Source organism: Streptomyces sp. NPDC048639 (genome assembly GCF_043199075.1).
In the GTDB taxonomy this organism is placed as follows: Bacteria; Actinomycetota; Actinomycetes; order Streptomycetales; family Streptomycetaceae; genus Streptomyces.
In genome coordinates, this window is record NZ_JBICVP010000004.1 from 267,726 (window position 1) to 291,982 (window position 24,257).

At 69.8% G+C, this 24,257-nt stretch carries 17 protein-coding genes and 3 pseudogenes; 12 read left to right on the forward strand and 8 right to left on the reverse strand.

Annotation, left to right across the window (positions count from 1 at the left end):
- The first annotated feature begins 287 nt into the window (after window positions 1-287).
- Complete coding sequence (locus ACGFNH_RS12960) at window positions 288-1,628, forward strand: copper amine oxidase (RefSeq protein WP_393653139.1); 1,341 nt, start codon at window positions 288-290, stop codon at window positions 1,626-1,628.
- Window positions 1,629-1,816: 188 nt separating this feature from the next.
- The gene (locus ACGFNH_RS12965; RefSeq protein WP_393653140.1) at window positions 1,817-2,971 is read left to right on the forward strand and encodes an SAV2148 family HEPN domain-containing protein; all 1,155 of its coding nucleotides are present in this window, start codon (window positions 1,817-1,819) and stop codon (window positions 2,969-2,971) included.
- 110 nt (window positions 2,972-3,081) lie between these two features.
- Here ACGFNH_RS12965 and ACGFNH_RS12970 read toward each other — a convergent pair whose 3' ends face one another.
- Entirely contained in the window at window positions 3,082-3,231 is a 150-nt protein-coding gene (locus ACGFNH_RS12970) for a SelB C-terminal domain-containing protein (RefSeq protein WP_393653141.1), read from the reverse strand.
- 14 nt (window positions 3,232-3,245) lie between these two features.
- Between ACGFNH_RS12970 and ACGFNH_RS12975 the strand changes: the two genes are divergently transcribed.
- The 3 genes and pseudogenes from ACGFNH_RS12975 to ACGFNH_RS12985 all read left to right on the forward strand — a co-directional run bounded on the left by ACGFNH_RS12975 (window position 3,246) and on the right by ACGFNH_RS12985 (window position 5,312).
- Window positions 3,246-3,701, forward strand: coding sequence for a LuxR C-terminal-related transcriptional regulator (locus ACGFNH_RS12975; RefSeq protein WP_393653142.1), 456 nt, complete (start codon window positions 3,246-3,248; stop codon window positions 3,699-3,701).
- Between the two features lie 529 nt (window positions 3,702-4,230).
- A pseudogene (locus tag ACGFNH_RS12980) lies at window positions 4,231-4,566 on the forward strand (exonuclease domain-containing protein); the annotation flags it as partial.
- Window positions 4,567-4,598: 32 nt separating this feature from the next.
- On the forward strand, window positions 4,599-5,312 hold the full coding sequence (locus tag ACGFNH_RS12985) for a 3'-5' exonuclease (protein ID WP_393653143.1): 714 nt from the start codon (window positions 4,599-4,601) through the stop codon (window positions 5,310-5,312).
- Window positions 5,313-5,354: 42 nt separating this feature from the next.
- Here the strand turns inward: ACGFNH_RS12985 and ACGFNH_RS12990 are convergent, their stop codons facing one another.
- The 5 genes from ACGFNH_RS12990 to ACGFNH_RS13010 form a co-directional block, all read right to left on the reverse strand.
- A complete protein-coding gene (locus ACGFNH_RS12990) occupies window positions 5,355-6,203 on the reverse strand; it encodes a GNAT family N-acetyltransferase (protein ID WP_393653144.1) in 849 nt (282 codons plus the stop codon).
- 44 nt (window positions 6,204-6,247) lie between these two features.
- Window positions 6,248-6,565 (reverse strand): hypothetical protein, encoded by a 318-nt coding sequence (locus ACGFNH_RS12995; protein WP_393653145.1) that lies wholly within the window; start codon window positions 6,563-6,565, stop codon window positions 6,248-6,250.
- A gap of 79 nt (window positions 6,566-6,644) precedes the next feature.
- Window positions 6,645-8,261 (reverse strand): integrase, encoded by a 1,617-nt coding sequence (locus ACGFNH_RS13000; RefSeq protein WP_393653146.1) that lies wholly within the window; start codon window positions 8,259-8,261, stop codon window positions 6,645-6,647.
- A gap of 416 nt (window positions 8,262-8,677) precedes the next feature.
- Window positions 8,678-10,450 carry a hypothetical protein gene (locus ACGFNH_RS13005; RefSeq protein ID WP_393653147.1) on the reverse strand — a complete coding sequence of 591 codons (1,773 nt, stop codon included), beginning with the start codon at window positions 10,448-10,450 and terminating at the stop codon, window positions 8,678-8,680.
- Between the two features lie 35 nt (window positions 10,451-10,485).
- The gene (locus ACGFNH_RS13010; RefSeq protein WP_393653148.1) at window positions 10,486-11,964 is read right to left on the reverse strand and encodes a tyrosine-type recombinase/integrase; all 1,479 of its coding nucleotides are present in this window, start codon (window positions 11,962-11,964) and stop codon (window positions 10,486-10,488) included.
- Between the two features lie 65 nt (window positions 11,965-12,029).
- On the opposite strand from ACGFNH_RS13010, the pseudogene ACGFNH_RS13015 reads away from it, so the two are divergent.
- Window positions 12,030-12,440, forward strand: a pseudogene (locus ACGFNH_RS13015) (3'-5' exonuclease); the annotation flags it as partial.
- Between the two features lie 174 nt (window positions 12,441-12,614).
- Here ACGFNH_RS13015 and ACGFNH_RS13020 read toward each other — a convergent pair.
- Window positions 12,615-13,502 carry a phosphotransferase gene (locus ACGFNH_RS13020; RefSeq protein WP_393653149.1) on the reverse strand — a complete coding sequence of 296 codons (888 nt, stop codon included), beginning with the start codon at window positions 13,500-13,502 and terminating at the stop codon, window positions 12,615-12,617.
- Window positions 13,503-13,941: 439 nt separating this feature from the next.
- Here ACGFNH_RS13020 and ACGFNH_RS13025 point away from each other — a divergent pair, with 439 nt between their 5' ends.
- The 5 genes and pseudogenes from ACGFNH_RS13025 to ACGFNH_RS13045 all read left to right on the forward strand — a co-directional run bounded on the left by ACGFNH_RS13025 (window position 13,942) and on the right by ACGFNH_RS13045 (window position 19,858).
- Window positions 13,942-14,814: a carbohydrate ABC transporter permease gene (locus ACGFNH_RS13025; protein WP_393653553.1), complete on the forward strand. Its 873-nt coding sequence runs from the start codon at window positions 13,942-13,944 to the stop codon at window positions 14,812-14,814.
- 185 nt (window positions 14,815-14,999) lie between these two features.
- Window positions 15,000-15,779, forward strand: a complete 780-nt coding sequence (locus ACGFNH_RS13030) for a carbohydrate ABC transporter permease (RefSeq protein ID WP_393653555.1) — start codon at window positions 15,000-15,002, stop codon at window positions 15,777-15,779.
- Window positions 15,779-17,071, forward strand: a complete 1,293-nt coding sequence (locus ACGFNH_RS13035) for an extracellular solute-binding protein (RefSeq protein ID WP_393653150.1) — start codon at window positions 15,779-15,781, stop codon at window positions 17,069-17,071. The genes ACGFNH_RS13030 and ACGFNH_RS13035 overlap by 1 nt, the downstream gene beginning before the upstream one ends.
- Window positions 17,072-17,298: 227 nt before the next feature.
- Window positions 17,299-18,541, forward strand: a pseudogene (gene mgt / locus ACGFNH_RS13040) (macrolide-inactivating glycosyltransferase).
- A 357-nt stretch (window positions 18,542-18,898) separates the two neighbouring features.
- Window positions 18,899-19,858: a CDP-alcohol phosphatidyltransferase family protein gene (locus ACGFNH_RS13045; protein WP_393653151.1), complete on the forward strand. Its 960-nt coding sequence runs from the start codon at window positions 18,899-18,901 to the stop codon at window positions 19,856-19,858.
- A gap of 338 nt (window positions 19,859-20,196) precedes the next feature.
- Here ACGFNH_RS13045 and ACGFNH_RS13050 read toward each other — a convergent pair whose 3' ends face one another.
- On the reverse strand, window positions 20,197-22,392 hold the full coding sequence (locus tag ACGFNH_RS13050; RefSeq protein WP_393653152.1) for an MMPL family transporter: 2,196 nt from the start codon (window positions 22,390-22,392) through the stop codon (window positions 20,197-20,199).
- A 538-nt stretch (window positions 22,393-22,930) separates the two neighbouring features.
- Here ACGFNH_RS13050 and ACGFNH_RS13055 point away from each other — a divergent pair.
- Window positions 22,931-24,148, forward strand: coding sequence for a S8 family serine peptidase (locus tag ACGFNH_RS13055; RefSeq protein ID WP_393653153.1), 1,218 nt, complete (start codon window positions 22,931-22,933; stop codon window positions 24,146-24,148).
- The last annotated feature ends 109 nt before the right edge of the window (window positions 24,149-24,257 follow it).

The window sequence follows — 24,257 nt, forward strand, 5'->3', positions numbered from 1 at the left end:
GTTGAGGCGATCACCTGAGGGCTCGGCCTGCCGAGCGTCGAGGACCCGGGCCCTCAGCATGTGAAGCACCTCAGCGCATCAAGCACCTCAGCACATCAAGCACTTGAGCACTTCAAGCACCTGAGCATCGAGGGCCGGAGCGCACGCCAGCAGCCCCGGGCCTCCCCTCCGTCGCCGGACTCCGGCGTCCACTCCTCGTCGGCCGCGCCAAGGGCCGATCCCACCGTCGCGACCGCGATGCGCCGACCCGCACCGCGGTGACCGCAAGAAAGCGGAGCCACCTTTCCATGCGTGAGAACAGAGACAGCAGCGGCAGTCGCCGCACCGCGTTCGGCCGCGCCCGGATACGGATCCCGGCCGTCGCCGCGGCGGCCGTCCTCGCGGGCTCGGCCTTCGCGGCCGCCCCCGCCCAGGCCGCTGCCCCGAAGACGCCCCAGGCGCCCAAGGCCCCGGCCGCCGCGGCCGACTGCAGCGCCGCGTCCCGCATCGAGCAGAAGCTCAGCGGCGGCACGACCTGGCGCATGTGCTGGCACTCCGAGTCCAGGGCCGGGCTGGTGCTGGACAAGGTGACGTACCAGCCGAAGGGCGAAGCCCGCCCGATACCCGTCCTGACCACCGCCAAGCTCGGGCAGATCCATGTCCCGTACGACAACGGCGGGAACGAGTTCGACGACCTCACCAGCTACGGCTTCGGCGAGGGCGTGCAGAACCTCGGCACGGGCGAGTGCCCCGGCGGCACCCTGAAGAAGGTCAAGCTGCCCCACGCCGAGGCCGTCAACGGCCTGTGCGTCACCACGCGGGCCCGCGGGCACGCCTACCGCGCGGCCTCCGACACCAGCAGCAAGGTCTGGTCGGCCCAGGGCAAGGACCTGCTCATCTACTCGGTCAACAAGGTCGGCTGGTACGAGTACATCACCGAGTGGCGCTTCTCCGACGACGGCACCATCTCCCCCCAGGTCGGGGCCACCGGGAACCTCTCGCCGGACGACTACGACGCCTCGGACGGCCGCGGCTGGCCGGTCGGCAAGGGCGCCAAGGACTACGCGACGAGCCACAGCCACAACATCTTCTGGCGGCTCAACTTCGGGCTCGACGGCTCGCCGAAGTCCAAGGTGCAGCAGTTCGACGCGACCACCACCCCGCGCTCGGGCGGCACGCCCACGACGAAGACCAAGAGCACCGGCATCACCAAGGAGCTGGCCGGCAAGAGCGGCGAGCAGCGCTGGTGGCGCGTGGTCAGCACGGCGGGCAAGAACAAGGACAACCACCCGCGGTCGTACGAGATCGTCCTCGGGCACACCAACAAGTACCCGGGCCGCCCGTACACGCGGAACGACGTCTACTTCACCGAGTACGACAAGTGCCAGCAGTTCGCCACCCACAACCGCCGCTGCTCGGCGACCGTCGGTACTGGCAAGAGCGTCGACACCTATGTCAACGGTCAGTCCCTCAAGCACCCTGTCACCTGGGTGAACATCGGCTTCCACCACGTCGCGCGCGACGAGGACCAGACCCCGATGCCCGTCCACTGGCAGGGATTCCAGCTCGCACCCCGTGACGTGACCGCCATGAACCCCCTGACACCCCCCGGACTCACTCAGCAGAACGGTCAACCGACCGGTGGCTGAGATGAGTTGACGGACCAGTCGACGGATGAGGGTGCACCGCCCTCCGCCCACGCAGTACCCTTCCTTGATCGTGGAACCGGGGGGCGGAAGGCGGTGCACTGGTGAGCTCGGGCGGCGGTCTGGAGCTGCCACCTGGCGACAGGGGCCGGCAGGACGGCCCGGGTGGGGTCCCCCCGGGTGCGGTGTCCGTGGCACGCCCGATGGAGATCGGGGCGGAACTGGAGTGGGGCGCCGACGCCTGGAGCGAGGTCCGCACCCGGGCCCGCAGGGCAGGGCGCGCCTACATCTGGCTGAATCTCGTCGAACAGCGTCTGCGGGCCGTGGTCGCCGCCGTGCTGCGCCCCATCTACGAGCCGGTGCACGGCGACGAGTGGGTGGTCGCGGCCGCCGGGCCCGCGGGGCACGAATGGGTGCAACGGGCCGTCGCCGTCCGTGAGGTGAGCCGGCGGAAGGGCTATCTGCTCGACCCCGCCGACGACAACGTTCTCAGCTTTCTCACGCTGCCCCAGTTGCGCGAGCTGATGGTCCAGCACTGGCCCTGCTTCGAGCCGTATCTCGACGACCGCCGCGACGTCGAGCTCGCTCTCGACGAGCTGGAGGTGGCGCGCAACGTCGTCTCCCGCAACCGCGCCCTGTCCGAAACCGTACTGGCCCAGGCCGAACGCGCCTCGGGCCGGCTGCTGGAGATCCTGGGCAGCGGCGCGGGCACGCCCTCGGCCGACCGGCTCCCCGTCGACGCCGTGGAGGACCTGGTCGGCGACCGGTACGCCGATGTGGTGGGCGTCCACACCGACCGGGTGCGGTTGCAGCGGCAGTTGCCGGCAGAGGACCTCTTCGGAGGTGCCAGGCGGCTGGACGCGATCGGGATAGGCCTGAATCTGCTGGTGCAGAACTACTCGGGCCGGCGGCTGGTGCGGCTGGCCGAATCGGGCTGCCGCGCCCGGCTGCTGTTCCTCAACCCGGCGAGCAGCGCCGTGCGCCGCCGCGAACGCGAACTCGGCCTGAAAAAAGGTGAGTTGAGCCGCTCCGTCGAGATGAACATCATGCACATGCGCCGGGTGCGGGCCCGGCTCCGGGACACCGGAGGCTTCGAGGTCCGCGTCTTCGACGAGACGCCGCGCTTCACCGCGTACCTGGTCAACGGCGACGGTCCGGACGGGCTCGCCGTCGTCCAGTCCTATCTCCGCAGGACGCGGGGCATGGAGGCGCCGGTGTTCGTGCTGCGGGGAGGCGGCCGGGACGTGGTGCAGGGCAGGGGCGGCGGGAGCGAGGAGGCAGGGCTCTTCCCCACGTACCGGGAGGAGTTCGAGAGCGTCTGGACGGACTCGCGCCCGGTGTCGTGAGGCTGCTGCGTGATACGGACTCGTGCGACGACCACGTCGGGGATGCGGGCGCCGGGTTCGCGGGTGCGGTGCGTTCGCCCCCTACCGCCTACCGCCTACCGCCTACCGCCCTACCGGGAGTTCCGGAGCTTCGGGGCCCCGCGCATCCGCCTGTGGCCGTCGTCGGAGACCTTCTCCGTGATGTCCTGGCGATCGAGATGTTCCAGAAGGGGGACGACGACGCGTCGCGGCGCGTCCAGAGCGGCTCGCGCGTGGCTCACCCGGAACGGCTGGATTGGCCAAGGGAAACGCGGCAGTTGCCCTGCTGGGCGAAGCCGTGGAAGTACTGGCCGAGTCCGATGCGACGCTGGACCATGCGCGTGCCCTCGCCGATCTCGGCACCGCCCTGTGCAGGACCAACCGGCTCGCGGACGCCCGTCACCACCTCCGGCACGCCGCGAGCTCCGCGGAGCAGTGCGGCGCGACCTCGCTGGTGCGCCACGCCCGCGCCGAACTCGTCGCCGCGGGTGCCCGGCCGCGCAGCCGGGCCCACTTCGGCATCGAGTCCCTCACCCCGACCGAGCGCCGGGTGGCGACGCTGGCGGCCCGGGGGCTGAGCAACCGGGAGATCTCCGAGCATCTCTTCGTCGTACGGCGCACCGTGGAGCTGCACTTGAGCAGCACCTACCGCAAGCTGGGAATCCGGGGGCGAGCGGATCTGCCCGCGCGGATGCCCGCGGACCGGCCCTGACGGTCGACGACGTCCGGTGTCGCCTTCCCTGCCGGATCCGTGTGGGGAAGCGGATCGACAGGGGGGGTGGGCTTGCCGGGGCTCGGGCGAGGAACGCACGGACCAGCGAGGTGTGCCGGCTGACAGCCACGTCTGGTTCGCCGCCGGGTGGATTGCGGGCTCGTGGTTGCGGTGCCGACGCCTCCGCATCCCAGGTCGCCGGCCTGGCGCAGTAGCGGCGCCGACGGCGCAGAATCGCCTGGAACTGCTTGTGGGCGAGGCGGCATCGCAGGCTGATCAGCCACCCTCCCCATCCCTGAGCACTCACTGGTCTCGCCGGTGGACGCCGGCGGCCGCGACCGCGCATGCGGCGCACACCCACACCGCGTAGACGGTCCAGGCTCCGCCGGTGGTCTGTCCCTCTTTCACCCTGACCGCCCGTCAACGTCCCTGTGCGCACCCGCCCTCGGGGCCCGGCCGTGGACTGTCAGTGGTGCGTGCGAGGGTGAAGGCCGATGGGGGAGCGGGACGAATGAGGGGGTCCGCGGCTATGGGCTGGCACCGGGGTTTGCTGATCGGCTTCGACCTGGAGACGACGGGCACCGACCCGCGCGACGCACGGATCGTCACCGCTGCCGTCGTCGAGATGGAGCGCGGGGAGCCGGTGCGTCACCGTGATTGGCTGGCCGACCCGGGGGTGGACATTCCCGAGGAGGCCGTGGCGATCCACGGGGTCACGAACGAGCGGGCGGCGGCCGAAGGGCGCCCGGCGCGCGAGGTCGTGGAGGAGATAGCCGCCGCGCTCGTCGGCTACTGGTCGGCCGGCGTCCCGGTCGTCGCGTACAACGCCGCCTTTTATCCACTCACTTCAATAACGTCTCAGATGTCTCAGCCCGCAACGGTGAGCGGGGCCCTGCGATGAGCTGGACGAGCCGGCCGCTGGCGGCCTTCGACCTGGAGACCACAGGCACGGACATCGAGACCGACCGGATCGTCACTGCCGCGATAGTCGCCGTGGACCCGGACGGGCGACTTCCGGAACCTCGGACATGGCTCCTCGACCCCGGGGTGACAATCCCGCAGCAGGCTTCGGCCATCCACGGCATCTCCACTGACCACGCCCGCGAGCACGGGACCCAGGCGGCTCCAGCGATCGAGGAAATCACCTCGGCTGTCGCCGAGGTGCTGAACTCGGGGACTCCGCTGGTCGTGATGAACGCGCGGTACGACCTCTCGCTCCTCGACCGTGAGTGCCGACGGCATGGGATAAAGACATTGGGTGACCGGTTGTCCGGAAAGGCGTCGCCGGTCATCGACCCCTTGGTCCTGGACAAGCACGTGGACCGGTACAGGAAGGGGTCGCGGAACCTTCAGGCCCTCTGCACGCACTACGGCGTGCCGCTCGATCACGCGCACAACGCAGTCGCGGACGCGGTGGCCGCGGTACGTGCCGCGCGGTCGATGGGGATCAAGCACACGGTCATAGGGGCGTTGGCCCCGGCGGACCTGCACAACCTTCAGGTACGGGCGGCAGCCGAGCAGGCCGCGTCGCTGCAGAAGTACCTTCGACGTACCTCTGACCCGAAGGCGACTGTCGAGGCGGCGTGGCCCATCATCCCGTTCGTTGGCTGACGGTCTGGTCGGTCGCGATGATCGGCAATTCCGCCCGCGAGTTCACGACCGTGCGGGTTGGTTGGCGATCAGAAGGGTGATGTCAGCGGGACGGAAGCCCAGCCGAGTGTAGATGCGGGCTACGGCGTCCTCCGCGTAGGCGAGGAAGATCGTGTGCACACCGTGGTCGCGGGCACGGCTGGCCAAGGCCGTCGTTACGGCGGCTCCAAGACCTTGGCGGCGAGCGGTGGGGAGGGTGCCGATGCCGCCGATCTCGGTGGCGCCGTTCGCCGGGTGGTAGTGGCCCGCGGCGAGTGGAGTGCCGTCAGGGGCGACGGCGGCGACGACTACCTTGTGTCCTGCACGGATGGTCGGGGCGGTCGTAGCGACCGTGCCGTCCGCGACCAGTTCAGCGGCCACCACCGAAAGTTCTGTGCCACCCGCTGAGCCCACCTCGGTGCCCCCTTCGGCGAAGGCCAGGCGGGGGAGAGCGAGGGCCGCGGGCAAGGCCGGATCGTCGGCCGCCAGGACACGGATCGTGACACCGGCGGGCAAGGTCTGAGAGGGGAGTGGGTTGCGCGGGTCGAGCACCATCAGGGGGCGTTCCGCTACAGGGAGACCGGTGGCCTCGATGTGGGCACGCAACCCCGGTGCCGCCTCGGCGAGCCACTCGAAGGCTTCCGGAACACCGAGTTCACGCTGTCGGGTGCGTACCTGGGAGATGTCGGCGCGGGTGATGACCTCCGAGTCCGCCGTGGCAGGTTGCGCGTGACTTGGGCCGCCGTAGTAGGGGGTTCCTGGGTCCTTTCGCACGAACAGTCGTAACGGGCCGAACTCCTCCACGTCGGCGAAGTGCAGCGGCACTGTGGCGTAGTACTGCTCGATATGACCACGCAGCGATGGGTCGCTCATGCAGCGCATCCCACCATGGGCGGCGCAGGACTGCACCTGAGATTTCAGCGGCGGCCGTCGATACGGGTGACGCGATCGTGATGGTCGGTCGCCTCTGCGAGACGCTGATTCTCCAGGGTGAGGAACTGCACGTGCTGGGCGAGGACGTTGATCGAGGCGCGCAGCTCACGCACCTCGCGCGCGTGTGCCCGACGAAATTCGCGCTCTGCTGCCTTGAGGGCCTGGACCTCCTGCCTGAGCGTCATGGAGGAAGAAGCCGTGTCCTCCTGCTCGGCGACGAGCTTTCGGAATTCGGCCACGGCGTGGGGGCACCGGTAGGCGCTCGCCCTGCTGACGCCGGCTTCAACGGCCAGGGAGGCCACGGTGAGCGCACCATCGCTGCGCGTAGGTTCTCCGCGAAGGAGACGCTTGGAGGCCGCACGCAGAGCCTCTTCGATGGGTTCACTCGTTGGCATGCTCGACTCCTTCAAGCACCTTGTCGATGTCGCTCAAGTGTTGCCGGAGAGCAGTGCGTTGCAGGTCGGAGATTCCGACGAAGGCGAGTGCTCGCTCGGTCTCTCCGCGTGCCGATTCCCAACCCGGACGGTGCCGAGTGGTGATCGTCGAATTCGAGCAGCGATCCGGACGACAGTTGTTGAGCATCGGACGGTCGTCGCCGCCTGCGACCCGGCACAGGGCGGTCTCGGGCTGGTAGTAGCAGTCGTTCAGTGTCCCGACGTGCAGGGTGCGGGCTGACGTCTTGAGCATGGCGTGGAGGCGACGCTCATCGACCACTCGGCCGGGGAGGTCCTGAAGTTCTTCCCGCACACGCGCGAACTCGTTGTCAGTTCGCGCGCCGCCAGGTGCCGCGGAGCGGACACCGGCTTTGAAGTCCTCGTAGCGCTCCACGACATCGGCCAGCCGCGCCAGAGCCTCTTCCGCGGCGACCTCCGCACGGAAACCCGAGGCGGAGGTCCCGGCGTATCCCTCGAACATGGCCACGGAGAGATGCTTGTACTGGATCATTCCCGCGACCGTGCCGTAGGGGCGGTGGGCGATGTGCCAAGCCACGGTTCTGCGGAACTGGCGAGTAGTGAGATTCCACGGTTCCCCATCCACGTCGGGTACAGGGAAACCGATGCGCGTGCACTGTGCTCTGAACTCGTTGAGGTTCTCGTTCATGCGGTTGGCTGAGACGGTCGTATACCGCTCGTGGCTCACCGGTCGGCAGAACAGCGCCTCACGGTGGGGCAGACGCTCCAGGACAGCGATGGCTTCGGCAACAGGCTCGATGACCACCCAGCTCTGTGCCATGCCACGCCCGCCTTTGACGAGTCGTGAACGGACCTTGTGCCGGACGACGACGCCGTCCGCGCTCCGCTCGGTGTAGTGGCAGCCATCCCGGAGTTCTTTGACCTCCGAGTCGCGCATGCCGGACAAGTAGGCGATGAGGATGTAGCAGGCGGTTCTCAGGAGCCGTTCCTCGTAGGGCACCGCGGCGGGGCTGAATCTGGCGCGCCAGGGAAGGCCGGTCTGCGGATGTGGCGCGATGAATGTGTCCATGCCGCCGGGCTCAGGTCCCAGTCGCTCCAGTGCTCGGTCGACGCGCTCGTCGTAGACGCCGCCGCCGACTCCCCGGCCGGCTCCCGATTTCCGCATGACGTACGTGTAGGCGGGCGAACCGGCCAGGTGCGCTTGCCGCCCGAACTGGTCCACCACGGGGACCCCTCGTCCGTCGTGGGCGAGGCCGTCGAGATAGCGCTCAAGCCGACCGAGGGAGAGTCCGTGGATGTCTTCGACAGAGGCTTCCAGTTCTGTGAGCTCAGCGCGGGCGTTGATGATGTCCCCTGCCGCGGTACGGACATAGAACAGCGCTGCCTGAACCAATGGGCCGATCACCGTCGGGGGGATACGGGGGGTCGTGTTCTCACGCTCGCGCCTTGGTTCGGCACCGATGACTCGGGTGAGGGAGCGGCCGTTCCACGGGTTGACGACCAACGCGTCGGTGGTGAGGGCCGGTGCGGCGAGGTGCAGACGGGGGATCACCTGGAGCCGCTGGCGAAGGCCGCTCGTCAGCAAGCCCTCGCCCCGGCAGTGAACGAGGTAGGCGTCGAGAACCGGTTGCGTGACCGCGTCCAGGCGGAGGCTGCTGTGCTCGGTGTCGAGGAACCGGAAGAAGCACCGCAGATTCCACCACTCGGACGCGACGGTCGAGATGGACGGAAGCGGTCCACGGACCGGACGGGTGTTGAGCCGCCAGAAAAGGAATTCGCGTGCGGCTTCGCGTCGCACGGAGGAGCTGAGGGACTTGAAGTCGATCAGAAACTCGCTGGGGTACCTGTTTCCGGCAAAACCGGCTACGCCGAGGTTCCAGACGTCATCTGCGAACCGCGGCATGAGGGACGGGTCGCCGACCAGAGGACGTCCGGACAGAACGGGCGCGGTGTCGGAAGGACGTGCGGTGCCGTGCCCGAGCGGAAGTGGCTGTGCGGGCATCAGTGGCCTCCGAACAGGGTGGAGGGAAGGAAGAGGAGGGGATCGGTGGACTCGGCTACGGCCTTGGCGCTGAGGACGTCGTTCTCGCTGAACTTCGGAAGGACCAGTCGCAGGATCTGCTGGCGGGCCTTGCCGAAGCGCTCCGTCCACTCAGCTTCTGGCATCTTGGCCCGCTCGGCCTCGATGTGGTTGAGGAACCCCAGGATGGCCGGGAGCTTCCTCCGGGTGATGACAGCGTTTCCGCAGCCGAGACAGCCGAAGAACGATACTGGGCACGCTTTGCCCTTGGTGCCGAATGGTGAGTCGAAGAAGTCACGGCAGGACGAGAGCCACAGATCGGACTCACCTGACAGGAGCGGGCCGACTTCTGTCGGCGAGATCCCGACCAACTCCGTTGCATCGGCGGGCTGTTGAATGAGATGTGCTTCCACCTCCGGCGTGAGGACCGAAGGAGCACGGGCCTCGTCCAGCGCATCCTGTAAGCCATCTGCCACAGCCTGCTCATGGAGATCGCGCAGCGAGGGGATGTCCGCGTAATGCGCGGCGGCCACATCGGGCGAGTGTCCCTGTACGAAGGCCGACATCCTCCCTCCAGTGACCGTGTACACGGCGGCTTTGTAGGTTTTCCGCAGCCGCGACATGCGCAGTTCGACGGGTCGGACCCCGTCGCTGATGCCGTGCCGGGAGACGAAGCTCTGAGCCATGTAGGTCACCGCACTCGCACTGAACCCGGTGATCAATCCGCCTTCCTTGGTCCGGAACTGCCACAAGGCGGGTGAGCCGGTGATTTCCCTGACGGAGGCCGTGAGCCGAAGGGCCAGCCGTAGCAGCCCGCCAGGTGAGTTGGGCGAGCCGTCCCTGACCCGGAGCGTGTTCCATTCCTGCCCATGCCGACGACGCTTGAGGTACTCAACCTGCACGTAACCGCGATTCGGATTCTTGATGCATCCGGTGGTCAGCTCCCTCGCTGCTTCCACTTCCATGCCGCTTTCCAGGCAGAACAGAAGGAGCAGCGCGAACACGTCGCGGCTGGTCGCGTAGAGCAGGGGTGCGAGGCGACCGGGAGAATGTTCGTCAGCCGCGGCCTGACCGACCAGGTCGGCCAGTTCCTGACGCGTGAACTGACCCTGCCTCTTGCAGATCTCCCACGCCACGTTGGCGTCGGAGTCCCATTCTGCCACCCGAGGGTCCTGTCCCCGGGACAGGAGCGTTGGTCCCTCCACCGTCAACTGTCGGACGGCACGATCGACATCGGAGCGCGCGGCAGCGCGCAACTGCTCCACCACGTGCGGCGCATAGGCGTCGCGAGGGGCGTAGAAGCCGACCGGACCTGCCGAGGTATGGGCGAGCCGCCGAACCATGGCAGGTGAGAAGTCGCCATGTCTGTCGTTCAGACGCCGCAAGATCCAGACGATGTCGGCGATACGCGCGTACGGAGTTCTCGACGACTCCGGGTGTCTTTCGCGTAGATGGCTCTCGAACCCGTCGAGATGGCTGGGGAGGAGGTCACCTACACGCAGTTCCGCGTCTTCCGTGGATGCGATCCAGCGTGCCCACTCCCGGCACGAGCGGGCGCGATTCCGCAGGGTATACGGCGATCCTGTGCCTTGGCCCACCGCACACGAAGCCGCCAGTTCCGCCCCCAGTGCCCGCAACAGTCGCTGCTGAGGCTCCCGGGTCCAGTCCACGACGGCTGCCCGGTCGTCCGGGAAAGTTACTTCGATCCTCAATGGTCCAAGCGCTGTGGCGGCCGGCTCGGCAGTCTGCTGCACCGGCACATGCATCCGGGCCCGACGCTGCCCCCGACCTACCACGAGTTCACTCCCCACACCTGTTCCACGGGCCGTTGAACTTCCTGAGCGACCTGAGCAGCCGTGGCCGCGACCTCGGACGTCCACGCATCCACCGCACCGTCGATCAACGACTGCGCCTGGTCCGTGCAGTCGAGGTAGATGTACGTCGTCGTGATCGAGGAGTGCCCCAGCAGCCGGCGCAGGTGGTCGAGTGGGTCGCCGATGATCCGGCGGTACACGCCGTCGGCCATGTCCTGCCTGTCCACCGAGCCGATCTGCTCATGGATCAGAGCCGAGAGCAGATGAACGGCGAAAGTGTGCCGGAGCACATGGGGCGTGGCCGCGACATCGAACCCGTTGGTTCGGCACCTCTCCGAGGCCCGCACGAAGACGGACTCCCAAGCGGACAGGGTCACGGGACGTGCTTCCTGACCGAGCCACACACAGGCGGGGCCGAGGAGACGGTCCTGCTCGTCCGTGAGGAAGAGGCGGGACCGGATCGATGGCGCAATACGTGACCAGGGAACTTTGCGCAGTCGGCCGTCTTTCGTCGGCATGCGTACACCTCGCTGATCGGCGTGGCTCCCCAGCACCGCACCGGCCGGAAGCGGGCAGCCTCGGGCGCGCCAGCGGTCCAGCACCAAGGAGCGTTCAATCTCCATGTAGTCGGCCATGGCTGCGACGATCCGGTTGGGGAGTAGGATCCTGCGCCCCTTGTCCCGCTTCGCGGTCGGCGGCGCCAGGTCGAACGCCACGCTCCTCCTTCCATCCTGGCGGTCCGGGCCCGGAAGTTCCGGCCAGCACAGCGACGCGGCCTCCTCGATACGCAAGCCGGTGGTGACCAGCAGCTCCGCCATGACGACGTTGCGTTCCGCGTTTCGGCCCCGGAAGGACGGGTCGGTGGCTCCTGAAGGCCGTTGACCGCGCAGTCCGACATCGCGGAAGGCCGCATATCGAGGCACGGAGAGGAACTGGACGTCCCCGCGCTTGGCGGCCCTCTCCACTGCGCGGTTGTGGCGAATGGGCACCTGTCGACCGAAGTCGGCCGATCGTGAGCTGTCGTGGTACTTGAACGGCGTCCGCGTGACCAGGCCTTCGTCCGTCGCCCAGTTGTAGAACTTGTCCAGGGCCGCGACGCCCCGATTCCAGGTCGAGGCCGAGACGACCTGCGTGGGGTCGGGTGCTACGCGCCGAGCTCGGTGGAAGGCCGTGATGTCGTCACGGTCGGCTTGCCAGACGGTTTTGCCTCGATGTTCGTGGAGGAACCGCCCCCAGGTCAGCAGATCGAGAGCGTACGCCCGCCAGGAGTTCGCCGACCTCACGCCGAGTGTCGGCAGGGACCACAGGAAGCGGTTCAGGTGTACGTCGTAGCTGCCGTCCTCGCTGAGGATGAACGGCGCACCGGCATGCAATCCATGCCGCTGCAGTGCCTTTTGCGCTTCGGCTACCCCGGCTGCTTCCAATGCCTCCGGGTCGGTGAAGAAGATCTCCATCTGATCGCACCCCCTGGCCGATCAACGATGAGGGAGGCAGCGAGACACGGTCATGCGTGGATAACGCCTTCGACCTGACCATGCTCGCGGCGGAGTTGCGGCGGCACGGACTGCGGTCGCTGCCCGAGCGGCTGGGCGGGGGAGAGGTCGGGCCGATCGTCGACCCGTACACCATCGACCGCGCCGTGGACCGGTACCGCAAGGGGAAGCGCACCCTCGTGGCGACGTGCGGGGAGTACGGGGTGGTGCTCTCGGCCGCCCACCAGGCGAGCGCCGACGCGATCGCCGCGGTGCGGGTCGCGTGCGCTGTGGCCGAACGGCACGCGCGGGTGGCCGAGTTGGAGCCATGGGCCCTGCACCGCAGCCAGGTGAGCTGGTACGCGCGCTGGGCGGCGGGCTACCAGAAATGGTTGCGGCAACGCGACCCCGAGGCCGTTGTGGACGGGAGCTGGCCGCTGCGGGTGCTGCCGTCGTAGGCCGCACGTCGTAGGCGTACCGGTGGTCGTAGGCCTACCGGCGGGCGGAACCGGCGGGCGGCCGAGTCGGGCGGAGCCGGTCAGCCGGCCGAGCGGGCTTCCGCGCCCGTGCGTGGCCCGTGCGTGGCCGCCCGTGCGTGGCCCGTGCGTGGTTCGAGCCGGGCGGCGGGGCCTTCAGAACGCGTGCCAGCGGACCTCGGGATCATCCGCTCGCAGTGAGGCGACGCGGCGGCGGAACTCGGCCAGCGCGGCCGCGTTCGCCGGTGCGTGCTGGGCCACCCACGCGCAACTCGCGATCTCCCGGGCGCCGCGCAGCACACTGCATCCGTCCCACTCACGGACGTCCCAGCCGTACGCGGCGGTGAAGGCGTCGTACTCGGCGGGATCGAGCCCGTAGCGGTCCCGGGTCAGCACCATGACGACCAGGTCGTGTTCGCGCAGGTCGCCGGAGAAGGTCTCCAGGTCCACCAGGACAGGACCTTCCGGCCCGACGTGCACATTGCGCGGCAGCGCGTCGCCGTGGACGGGACCCGGCGTCAGGCGGGGGACGAGATGTCCGACCGCGGCGGCGATCCGGTCGCGCCTCTCGCGCAGAAAGGCCGTGTCGGACGGGTCGATCGCGTCCCCGGCCGACTGCAGCCACCGCTCCACGCCGCCGAGCAGTTCGCGCTTCGGCAGCGCGAACGGCGGTGCGGGCAGCCGGTGCACCAGCCGGAGCAGCGCGGCCAAGTCGGTGGCACGGGCGGGCCGTACGGCGTCGGGCAGGCGCTGCCAGACGGAGACGGGATGCCCCTCCACGAGCCGGGCCTCCGGCTCGGCGGGCCGTACCGCGGGGACATCCTGCTCCGCGAGCCAGGCCGCGGTGCGCAACTCACCGCGCATGCGGTCGAGGAGTTCCGCACTGCGGCCGACGCGGACGACGGGACCGTGGTGGGGAAGCGCGAACACGGCGTTCTCGCCGAGGGCGAGGAGCCGGGCGCCGGGGGCCGCGTGGCCCGCGGCGGCGAGGACATGGCGCGCACGCTCCTCGGTGAACGCGGCGGTCTCGAACTCCCGCGCCATACCTGTGCCCTCCGCGGTTCGCGTACAGATACGGCCCATCTTCGCAGGCCCACGGAGGCCACCGCTCACGCAGCAGTGTGACGGTGGAGCCGTGAAGCCCGGAGCCCGATGTGCCCACCGCGGCGGCTCAGTCGCGTGATCGCTGCTGCCGCGGGACGGGGCCCTCGGGGACGGAGTGCCGCGCACCCGGACCCCCGGCGCGAAAACGGCCCCTTCGCGCACGACATGTCCGGTGGCCGGTCTTGACGGTTGCCGCGTACCTCCGGACCATGACCACGGTCGCCGCCGCGAAGTACCTCGCACCGGGCGGCCGTTCGTCAGGACGAGCGCGCGCCGGCCCGGCGCCGCCGGTCGCCGTACCGGAAGGAGCGCCGTGACCGCCGTCGTCAACGGCCCCCGCGCGGCCCGCCCGTCGCCGCGCCGCGGTGGCGTGGGACCGATGCCGCGCACCCGCGCCTGGCTGCTCGTACTGCCCGCGCTGCTCCCGATCCTGGTCCTCAGCGTCGGCCCGCTCCTCTACGGCATCGCGCTCGCGTTCACGGATGCCCAGTCGGGTCGTACGGAGGCCACCGAGTGGATCGGCCTTCTCAACTTCTCCGACCTGCTGCGCGACACCCTCTTCTGGGAGTCGTTCCGGATCGGAGCGGTCTGGGCGGTCGGGGTGACCGTCCCTCAGTTCCTGCTCGCCCTCGGTCTCGCCCTGCTTCTCCACCAGGATCTCCGTCTGCGCTGGCTCGCCCGGGCCCTCGCGATCGTGCCCTGGGCGATGCCCGAGGTCGTCGTCGGCATCATGTGGCGGCTGACCTACCACCCCGACGCGGGCATCCTCAACGAGACCCTGCGGGATCTGCGTCTCGGCGACGGCACCGACTGGCTCGCCGGGCTCTCCACCGCCCTGCCCGCTGTGATCGTCGTCGGTGTCTGGGCCGGTATGCCCCAGACGACCGTGGCGCTGCTCGCGGGTCTGCAGACCGTGCCGCGCGAACTGCACGAGGCCGCGGCGATGGACGGCGCGGGAGCCTGGCGGCGGTTCCGTACGGTCACCTGGCCCGCCATCAGACCGGTGGCCCTGGCGATCAGCGCGCTCCAGCTCATCTGGAACGTCAATTCCTTCGCGCTGGTCTACGTCCTGACGAGCGGTGGTCCGGGCGGACGTACCCGGCTCCCGATGCTCTTCGCGTACGAAGAGGCGTTCCGTTACGGGCAGTTCGGCTATGCGGCCGCCATGGGCTGTGTGATGGTGGCGCTGATCTCCCTCCTCCTCGCCGTGTACCTGGTGGGCAGGCTTCAGGAGCGAGGTGAGGAGCGGTGACCACCACGGGACCCGGATCCAGGAGCGAGCCCCGCACCCGCTCCCGCCCGACCGCTCGCCGCAACGGCAACCGCAACGGCAACCGCAACCGCAACGGGAAAGGCAACGGCAGCCGCATCAGCCGCAGCCGTACCGTCAGCCGCCGGGCCGGCCGGGCGGGCCGGTACGCCGCCCTGCTCTGCTACATGGTCTTTCTCGCCTTCCCCCTCGTCTGGCTGCTGTCGACCGCCTTCAAGCCCCCCGGCGAACTGGCCTCCCTGCACCCCACCTGGTGGCCCAGGAACCCCACGCTCGCCAACTTCAGGCAGGCCTTCGACGAGCAGCCTCTGCTGCGCGCCGCCGCCAACAGCCTGATCGCCGCCGCGTCCGCCGCCCTCATCGCCGTCGCCGTCGCCACCCCCATGGCGTACGTGATGGCCCGGTACCGCAACCGGCTCACCGGTGCGGCGACCGGCTGGGTCGTCGTCAGCCAGGCGTTCCCCTTCGTGCTCCTGATCATCCCGCTGTTCCTGATCCTCAAGAGCCTCCGCCTGATCAACTCCCTCCCCGGACTGATCGCGGTGTACGTGGTGTGGGCGCTGCCCTTCGCCCTGTGGATGCTCGCCGGCTATGTACGGTCTCTGCCGCGCGAGTTGGAGGAGGCGGCCGCGGTGGACGGCGCCGGACCGGTCCGCATCCTCGTCTCGGTCACCGCCCCGCTGCTGGCGCCGGGCATCGCCGCCACCGCCCTGTTCGCCTTCATCACCGCGTGGAACGAGTTCTTCTTCGCCCTCGTCCTCCTCAAGTCCCCGGAGAAACAGACGATGCCGGTGATCCTCACCCGGTTCATCGGCGCCGAGGGCGTCGCCGACCTCGGACCGCTCGCCGCCGCGGCGCTGCTCGCCACGCTGCCCTCCCTGGTCCTGTTCGCCTTTCTCCAGCGCCGGATCACCGGCGGCATGCTGGCGGGGGCGGTGAAGAGCTGATGCGGCGACGGCGGTTCCTCGGCGGTACGGCCGCGGCGCTGGCCGCGTCCTGCGCACCGCTGTCCGGTTGCGGCGGAGGCGCGGAGCGCGGTGGACGCCCCCGGCTGCGCTTTCTCTCGCTCGCCTGGCAGAAGGAGTCGGTCGAGGCCAACCGGCAGCTCGTACGCGCCTGGAACCGAGTGCGTCCGGACGTGCCGGTCGACTACGTCCAGGGGAGCTGGGACAGCGTCCACGACCAGCTCCTCACCTCCTTCGAGGGCGGCGAGGCCCCCGACGTCATCCATGACGCCTCGGACGATCTGGCCGACTTCGCGTACGGCGGCAGTCTCGCGGACCTGAGCGGGCGGCTGCCGCGGCGGCTGCGCGAGGACATCCCGGAGCGGAGCTGGGAGGCGGTCACGTTCGGCGGCGGTGTGTACGGCGTGCCGTTCCTCCAGGAACCGCGCGTGCTCGTCGCCAACCGTGCGCTGCTGGACTCCTCGGGCGTCCGGGTGCCGACCCCCCGATCGCCGTGGAGCTGGGAGGAGTTCGAGGACGCGGCGCGCGCTCTGACGCGCCGGGGCGCGTACGGCGTCGCCTGGCCGCTCAAGGAGCCCGTGTCGGCGACCCTCAACCTCGCGCTCTCCACCGGCGGCCGGATCTTCCGCCGCCGCGCGGACGGGTCGGCGGAGATCCGCTTCGACGCCGTCGACCAGCAGGTGCCGCGCATCATCCGCGACCAGGTGGTGCGCCACGGCACCGCGTCCCGTACGACATTGGGCATGGGCGGCTCTGACACCCTCCCCGGCTTCTTCGCCGGGAAGTACGCGATGGTGCCGCTCGGCTTCTCCTTCCGTCAGCAGCTCGACCAGCAGGCGCCGAAGGGCTTCGCGTGGACCGTGCTGCCCGCGCCCGCGGGCCGGGGCGGCCTCCGGCAGGGCGTGAGCCCGCAGACCCTGTCCGTCGCGGAGGCCAGCCCGTACCAGGACGAGGCGGTCGCCTTCATCGACTTCGTGCTCCGTCCGCGCAACATGGTGCGGCTCGCGCTCGGCGACTGGATGCTGCCCACCGGCACCGCCGCCCTGCGGGATCCCGCGCTGCACACCGAGGAGCACGACTGGGCGACGGGCACCGCACTGGCCGCGCATCTGCGTCCGGCGCCCGCCCAGGCCGTGCGCGGCTATCCGGAGTGGAAGGACAAGGTCGCGACCCCGGCGCTCCAGGAGTTCTACAGCGGGGCGATCGGCGAGGACGAGCTGGGGGACCGGCTCGTGGAGGACGGGAACCTCGTGCTCGCGCGCTATCAGCGGTAGCGGCACCGGGCGACGACGGCACCGCGCGACGACAGCGTTCTGGGCGACGACAGCACTGCGCGACGACAGCGTTCGGGCGACGACGGCACCGCGCGACGACAGCGTTCGGGCAAAGGCTGCCGGCTGCGGAGTGACGGGCGCCGTTGCGAGGAGCGGCAACGGGGCGGGGCGGCAACAGGCAGTGCGCCAACGGGCAGTGCGGCGGCGCGCGGTGGCAGCGGAATCCGATTGCACGATACGTATCGTCTCGTCTAGCGTGTGGGTATGACCTCACCGAAGCGTGCCCATATCGCCATGTTCAGCATCGCCGCCCACGGGCACGTGAACCCGAGCCTCGACGTCATCCGCGAACTCGTCGCCCGCGGCCACCGCGTCACCTACGCGATCCCGGAGTCGTTCGCCGAGAAGGTCTCGGAGAGCGGTGCGGAACCCCGGATCTATCACTCGACCCTCCCCGCCCCCGACGATCCCCCGGAGGCGTGGGGCGAGGAACTGATCGACCAGATCGAGCCGTTCCTCGACAACGCGATCCAGGCACTGCCGCAGCACCTGGAGGCGTACGAGGGCGACGAACCCGACCTCGTCCTCCACGACATCGCCGGCTACCCGGCCCCGCTGCTCGCCCACCGCTGGGGCGTGCCGGCTCTCCAACTCTCGCCCTGCATGGTGGCCTGGGAGGGGTACGAGCAGGAGATCGGTGAGCGGATGACCGCCGGGCTCATGGGCACCGAGCGCGGACGGGCGTACTACGCGCGGTTCCGGGCCTGGCTGGAGGAGAACGGGATGCCGGGCGTGGACCCGGACCGGTTCGCGGGGCGCCCCGCCCGCTCCCTCGTCCTCATCCCCCGGGCGCTCCAGCCGAACGCCGACCGCGTGGACGAGTCCGTCTACACCTTCGTCGGTGCCTGCCAGGGCGACCGCGCCGGGCAGGGCGACTGGAAGCGCCCGGCGGACGCGGAGCGGGTGCTGCTGGTGTCCCTGGGCTCGGCGTTCACCAAGGAGCCGGAGTTCTACCGGCAGTGCCTCGCGGCCTTCGGCGGTCGGGACGGCTGGCATGTCGTCCTGCAGATCGGCAGGTTCGTCGACCCGGCGGAGCTCGGCGAGATCCCGGACACCGTCGAGGTCCACCCCTGGGTGCCGCAACTCGCCGTCCTCCGGCAGGCGGACGCCTTCATCACCCATGCCGGGGCGGGCGGCAGCCAGGAGGGGCTGGCGTGCGGGGTCCCGATGGTGGCCGTCCCGCAGGCCGCCGACCAGTTCCAGAACGCCGCCGTGCTGGAGTCGCTCGGCGTCGCCCGGCATCTGCCCAAGGAGGAGGTCACGGCAGAGGCGTTGCGTGAAGCGGTGCTGGCGCTGGTGGACGATCCGGCCGTGGCGCGCCGGTCGGAGGCGATCCGGCGCGAGATGGCCGCCGAGGGCGGTACGCGCCGGGCGGCGGACCTGATCGAGGAGTTGCTGCCGCGCCGGTGAGGCGCGGCCGGTGCGGCAGAGGTGGCGCGCAGGAGCGGTGCGCTGGAGCGGTGCTCAGAAGCGATGCGGCACGGCCATTGCGGCCGAGGCGCGCGGCCTCGCGCAGTCGTGAAGTACGCGCTCCACCCCGGTCGGTCGCCGGACCACAGCCGGTGAGGCAGGGCAGTCCCTCCGGGGTGCCCTGCCGCGCCGGCACGTCCGACCCCGGGCGACGAACCTGATGTGGCCATCGACCTGGATACCTACCCAGACGGTTACCCCGGTCGAAAGGTTGTGTCGGGCGGATCTTGTCTCTCGGATGACGGCATTCCTAACGTCGGGTGAACTGAGCAATTCCCCCCGCGCCGGAAGATGGTCATGCGCCGAGAGATACCGCCCCTTGCCGAGGTGCGCCGCACCACGGAGAAGAAACGCGACGCCTGGTGGACCGTGCTGCTGGTGGACCCGGTCGCGACTCCGCTCGTGCGCTGGACCGCCATGTGGACCAGGATCACCCCGAACCAGATCACCTGGTTCGCCCTGTTCCTCGGCCTCGGTGCCGCAGCCTGCTTTGCGGCCGGAAGCTGGGGCTGGCTGATCCTCGGCGCCGCGCTGTACCACGTGAGCTTCATCCTCGACTGCATGGACGGCAAGCTCGCCCGGCTCACCGGCACCGGCTCGGTGTTCGGGGCCTGGCTGGACTACGTCTTCGACCGGGTACGGGTCCTGGCCTGCGCCGTGGCCCTGATGGGCGGCCAGTTCGCCCGTACCGGCGAAGTCGTCTACCTCTGGCTCGCCCTCGCCGTGGTCTTCCTCGACATGCTGCGCTACGTCGACGCGTTGCAGATCTTCAAGATCCGGCACGGGATGCGCAAGCAGATCAAGGCCCGGGTGCGCGAGGCCCGGCAGGCGGAGGACGAGCGTGAACTCGCCTTCATGGAGGACCTGCTGGAGCAGAACCCGACCGCCGACCTGGAGCAGGACCAGAACCGGACCGTCGCCGAGGCCGCCGAGGCGGCCGGTCTGCCGGAGGGCGAGGAGCCGGAGCGTCCGCAGACCGCGGTGGTCGATCTGCACCAGGAGTTCCGCCACCGGTTCCCGTGGTACTCGCGCTTCCGGACGCTGCTGCTCCGCCACCGCATCCGCACCCACCTGGTCAGCGGCATCGAGTTCCAGATGGCCGTGTTCATCATCGGCCCCCTGGTCGACGCGGTGGCGGGGGTGACGGTCGGCGCGGGCGCGCTGCTGCTCTCCTTCGAACTCGCCATCATCTACAAGCTGTTGCTGTCCACGCGGGACTTCACCCGCACCCTCGAGTCGTTCGAGAAGACGGCCTGACCCCACGACGGCGCAGCGGCCCCCGGCGGCCCGAGAGCCGAGGCCGGCCAGGGCCGGGCAGACAGGGCCCGCGCGCGCCCCTGACCGCGTCCCGGCCCCGGGCAGGGTTCCGACTCCCGCTCGTCCGCACGCCGACACCGTGCGGACGAGGGAGTCGACGTGCATCCCGGGGCTGAGCCCGCCACCGGGTGAGGGCCAGTGCCGAGCCCCGCCGGCAGGCGTACGGACCCGGGGCAGACCGCCCCGAGCAGGCGTACGGGTCCGGGGCACACCGCCCCGAGCAGACGTACGGACCCGGGGCACACCGGCCCCGAGCCCGTACGTACCCCGTGCCGGAGCTAGACCCTCACGGGCTCCGGCTCCTCACCGCCTTCCAGGGCGGTGGTCATGGGCGGCGCGGTGAGCGCCGGTTCGTCGTGCGAGAGATCGGGCAGCCGCCGCAGCCATCTCGGCAGGTACCAGTTCCGCTCGTCCAGCAGGACCATCACGGCCGGCAGCAGCACGCCCCGGATGACGGTGGCGTCGATGAGGACCGCGGCCGCGAGCCCCACGCCCATCTGCTTCATGCTCTGCATCGACAGCGTGCCGAAGATCGCGAAGACCGCCACCATGATGACCGCCGCGCTCGTCACCACCCCGGCCGTCGTGGTGATGCCGTGCGTGATCGCACCCCGTGTGGTGAGGCCGCGCATCCGGGCCTCACGGATCCGGGACACCACGAACACGTGGTAGTCCATGCTCAGTCCGAAGAGGATCACGAACAGGAAGAGCGGCAGCCAGGACACGATCGCCCCCACTCCCTCGGCGCCGACCAGGCTCGCGCCCCAGCCGTGCTGGAAGACGGCGGTGAGGATGCCGTACGCGGCCCCCACGGACAGCAGGTTGAGCACGATCGCGGTGACCGCGATCGTCAGCGACCGGAAGCACAGCAGCATCAGGACGAAGGCGAGGACGACGACGAACGCGAAGACCGGCGCGACGCTGGAGGCGAGTTTGTCGTTGAAGTCCACCGAGGCCGCCGTCGGGCCGCCGATCGGCGCGCTGACTCCGGGTACGTCGCCGAGCGTCGCCGGCCGTACGTCCTCGCGCAGGGTCCGCAGGCTCTGCTCGCTGCGCGCCTCGTCGGAGCCCCCGGTGAGCGGGACCCGGAGGACCGCGACGTTCGCCGCGCGGTGCACGGTCACCTTGACCGGGCCCGTCGATGCGCCCGAGGAGACCGCGAGGCCGCGGAAGTCGTCGATGGCGGCCCGTACCGGGGCGGAGGTGATGTCCTCGGCCTCGACCACGACCTCCGCGGGGTCCTGGCCGCCGGGGAAGGCCTCGTTCATGTGCTGGTAGGCGCGCACGACGGGCAGATCGTCGCCCAGCTCCTGTTCGAGCGTCAGGTTCGCGGTGTTCATCCCGATCGCCGGGAGCGCCAGCAATACCAGCGCACCGCCCGCGAGGGCGACGGACGCCCGCGGCCTGCGCAGCACGCCGCCGAGCACCTTCCGCCAGAAGCGGCTCTCGCCGGTGCCCCCGCCGCCGCGCCTGATCCGGCTCAGCAACGGCAAGCGGCCCTTCTCGACGCGCTCACCGAGCAGGGACAGGAGCGCGGGCAGCACGGTGACCGATCCGAACATGGCCACGGCCACGACCATCAGCGTCGCCAGGCCCATGGACCGGAATTCGGCGATGCCGGTGAACAGCATCCCGGCCATGGCCACGATGACGGTGACGCCCGAGACCAGGATGGCCCGGCCGCTGGTCGCCGCCGCGATGCGGAGCGCCGTACGGGCGTCGTGGCCCGCGGCCCGTTCCTCGCGCTCGCGGCGCAGATAGAACAGGCAGTAGTCGACACCGACCGCCAGGCCGACGAGCAGCATCACGGAGTTCGCCGAATCGCCCATGGGCACGACATGGCTGACGACGGCCACCAGACCCGTCGTGGCCAGGAACGCGGTCATCGCGAGCGCCACCGGCAGCAGTGCGGCGACGAGGGCCCCGAACGCGATGAGCAGAATGCCGAGCGCGATGGGCAGGGCCGAGTACTCGGCCTGCTGGAAGTCGTCACCGAACGCGTCGTCGAAGACCTTCTCGGAGCTGGCCCCGCCGAACTGCTCGACCCGCAGCCCCTGGCCCTCGTGCGCGTCCGCGACCCTCCCCACCGCGTCGAGGACCGGTTGGACCTGTTCGGCCGCGGTCTCGGCGTCGCCCCGCATCTCGAATCGCACCAGCGCCGCACGACCGTCCCGCGAGAGGGTCCTGGAGTCGTACGGGGACACCACTGCGGTGGCTTCGCCCGTCTTCCGTACGGCGGTGATCACGTCGTCCACCGCGGTGCGGAAGGCGGGATCGGTCGCCTTGGGGCCGTCGCTGCCACGGGCCTGGACGAGCACCATCTCGCCGGCCGGCTCCTTGATGCCCGCCTCGTCGAGGATCTTCACCGCACGCCCGTACTCGCCCGGCACCTCCTCGCTCGCCGGGACCTCCGCCCGGCCCGTCATGGAGCCGACGACGAGGGCGAGTACGACGAAGAGCAGCCACCCGCCCACCGCCGCCCACCGGTGCTGTGCGCTCCAACTCCCGGCGCGGGCCGCGAAACCGCGCGGCCTGATGTCCGCCGGACCGGTGCCCGTTCCCCGGGCGGTCCCGCGTTCCGTCCCCCGTCTCCTGCGGTGTGTGCGTTGCCTGTCGCCGGCCACTGTTTCCCCCTCGGAACGCGCTGACGGCACCGTGCCGCCACCGCGCAATGACGCTAGGGCGCGGGGTGAAACGGACCCATCCTGCTGACCGGTGATCCGTGCGGTGGTGTTCTCCACCGAACGGAGGGGGGACATCCCTACCCCCTCCTGTCGAGGCCCCTTACAGGTAAAGGGAGTTGAGGTCCGGCGCTTCAACTCCGCCCGATATGGAGCGATTCCGGGGCGTTGGGAATGTGTGGCTCACATCACAGATTCGAACTGACATTGATTTTGCGGCCGCCAATCAGACAGTGTTTCGAGTTACCGGGGCGTAGTAATTACTGCCCGGGGGAGCTTTGGTGGCAAAGCTTCGCTTCCCCCCACACTGCACACGAGGAGATTTCTCTTCATGGCCTCACACAAGCGTTACAGCAAGCGCCGGCTGACCGTCGCGATATCCGCCTCCGTGGCCGCGATCGCCGGAGGAACCCTGCTGACGCTCCCCGCGGGCGCCGCTCCGCCCCAGGGGAAGATCTACGGTGCCGAAGCCAAGGGCGCCGTCGAGGGCAGCTACATCGTTCTGATGGACGCCGAGGACGGCGGCCAGTCCATCGCCAAGGCCGGCAAGTCCGACCTGGCCAAGGAGTACGGCGGCAAGCTCAAGCGCAACTACACCTCCGTGGGCGCCTTCTCCGCCAGCGGCCTGAGCGAGGACGAGGCGAAGCGGCTCGCCGCCGACCCGTCCGTCAGCAAGGTGGTGCAGAACAAGAAGTTCAGCATCAACGCGACCCAGGAGAACCCGCCGTCCTGGGGCCTGGACCGGATCGACCAGGAAGACACCAAGGGCGACAAGAAGTACACCCACCCCGACACCGCCGGTGAGGGCGTCACCGCGTACGTGATCGACACCGGTGTGCGCATCACCCACAAGGACTTCGAGGACCGTGCCTCGCACGGCTTCGACGCCATCGACAACGATGACTCGGCGGACGACGGCAACGGCCACGGCACCCACGTCGCGGGCACCATCGCCGGCAAGGACCACGGTGTCGCCAAGAAGGCCAAGGTCGTGGGCGTTCGCGTCCTCGACGACGAGGGCTCCGGCACGACCGAGCAGGTCGTCGCGGGTATCGACTGGGTCACCGAGAACCACAAGGGTCCCTCCGTCGCCAACATGAGCCTCGGCGGCGGCGCCGACGAGGCCATCGACGCGTCCGTGAAGAAGGCGATCGCCTCCGGCGTCACCTTCGGTGTCGCGGCGGGCAACGAGTCCGCCGACGCCGGCCAGGGCTCGCCGGCCCGGGTCAAGGAAGCGATCACCGTCGCATCCAGCACCGAGAACGACGAGCAGTCGGACTTCTCCAACTTCGGGAAGGTCGTGGACATCTACGCGCCGGGCTCGGAGATCACCTCCGCCTGGAACGACAGCGACACCGGCACCAAGACCATCTCCGGCACCTCGATGGCGACCCCGCACGTGGTGGGCGCCGCCGCCGTGTACCTCGGTGGTCACACGGACGCCAAGCCCGATGACGTGGCGAAGGCGCTGACCGACGGTGCCACCCCGGACAAGATCACCAACCCGTCCGAGGGCACCCCGAACAAGCTGCTGAAGGTCGTGGAGTAACCCCCTCCCGCCCTACCGCAGTCGCCGGCCGCCGCGCTCTCCCCCACGGAGCACGGCGGCCGGTCCTTTGGTGCACGGCATCACGTATTGCGACGTGTCGTACGTCGGG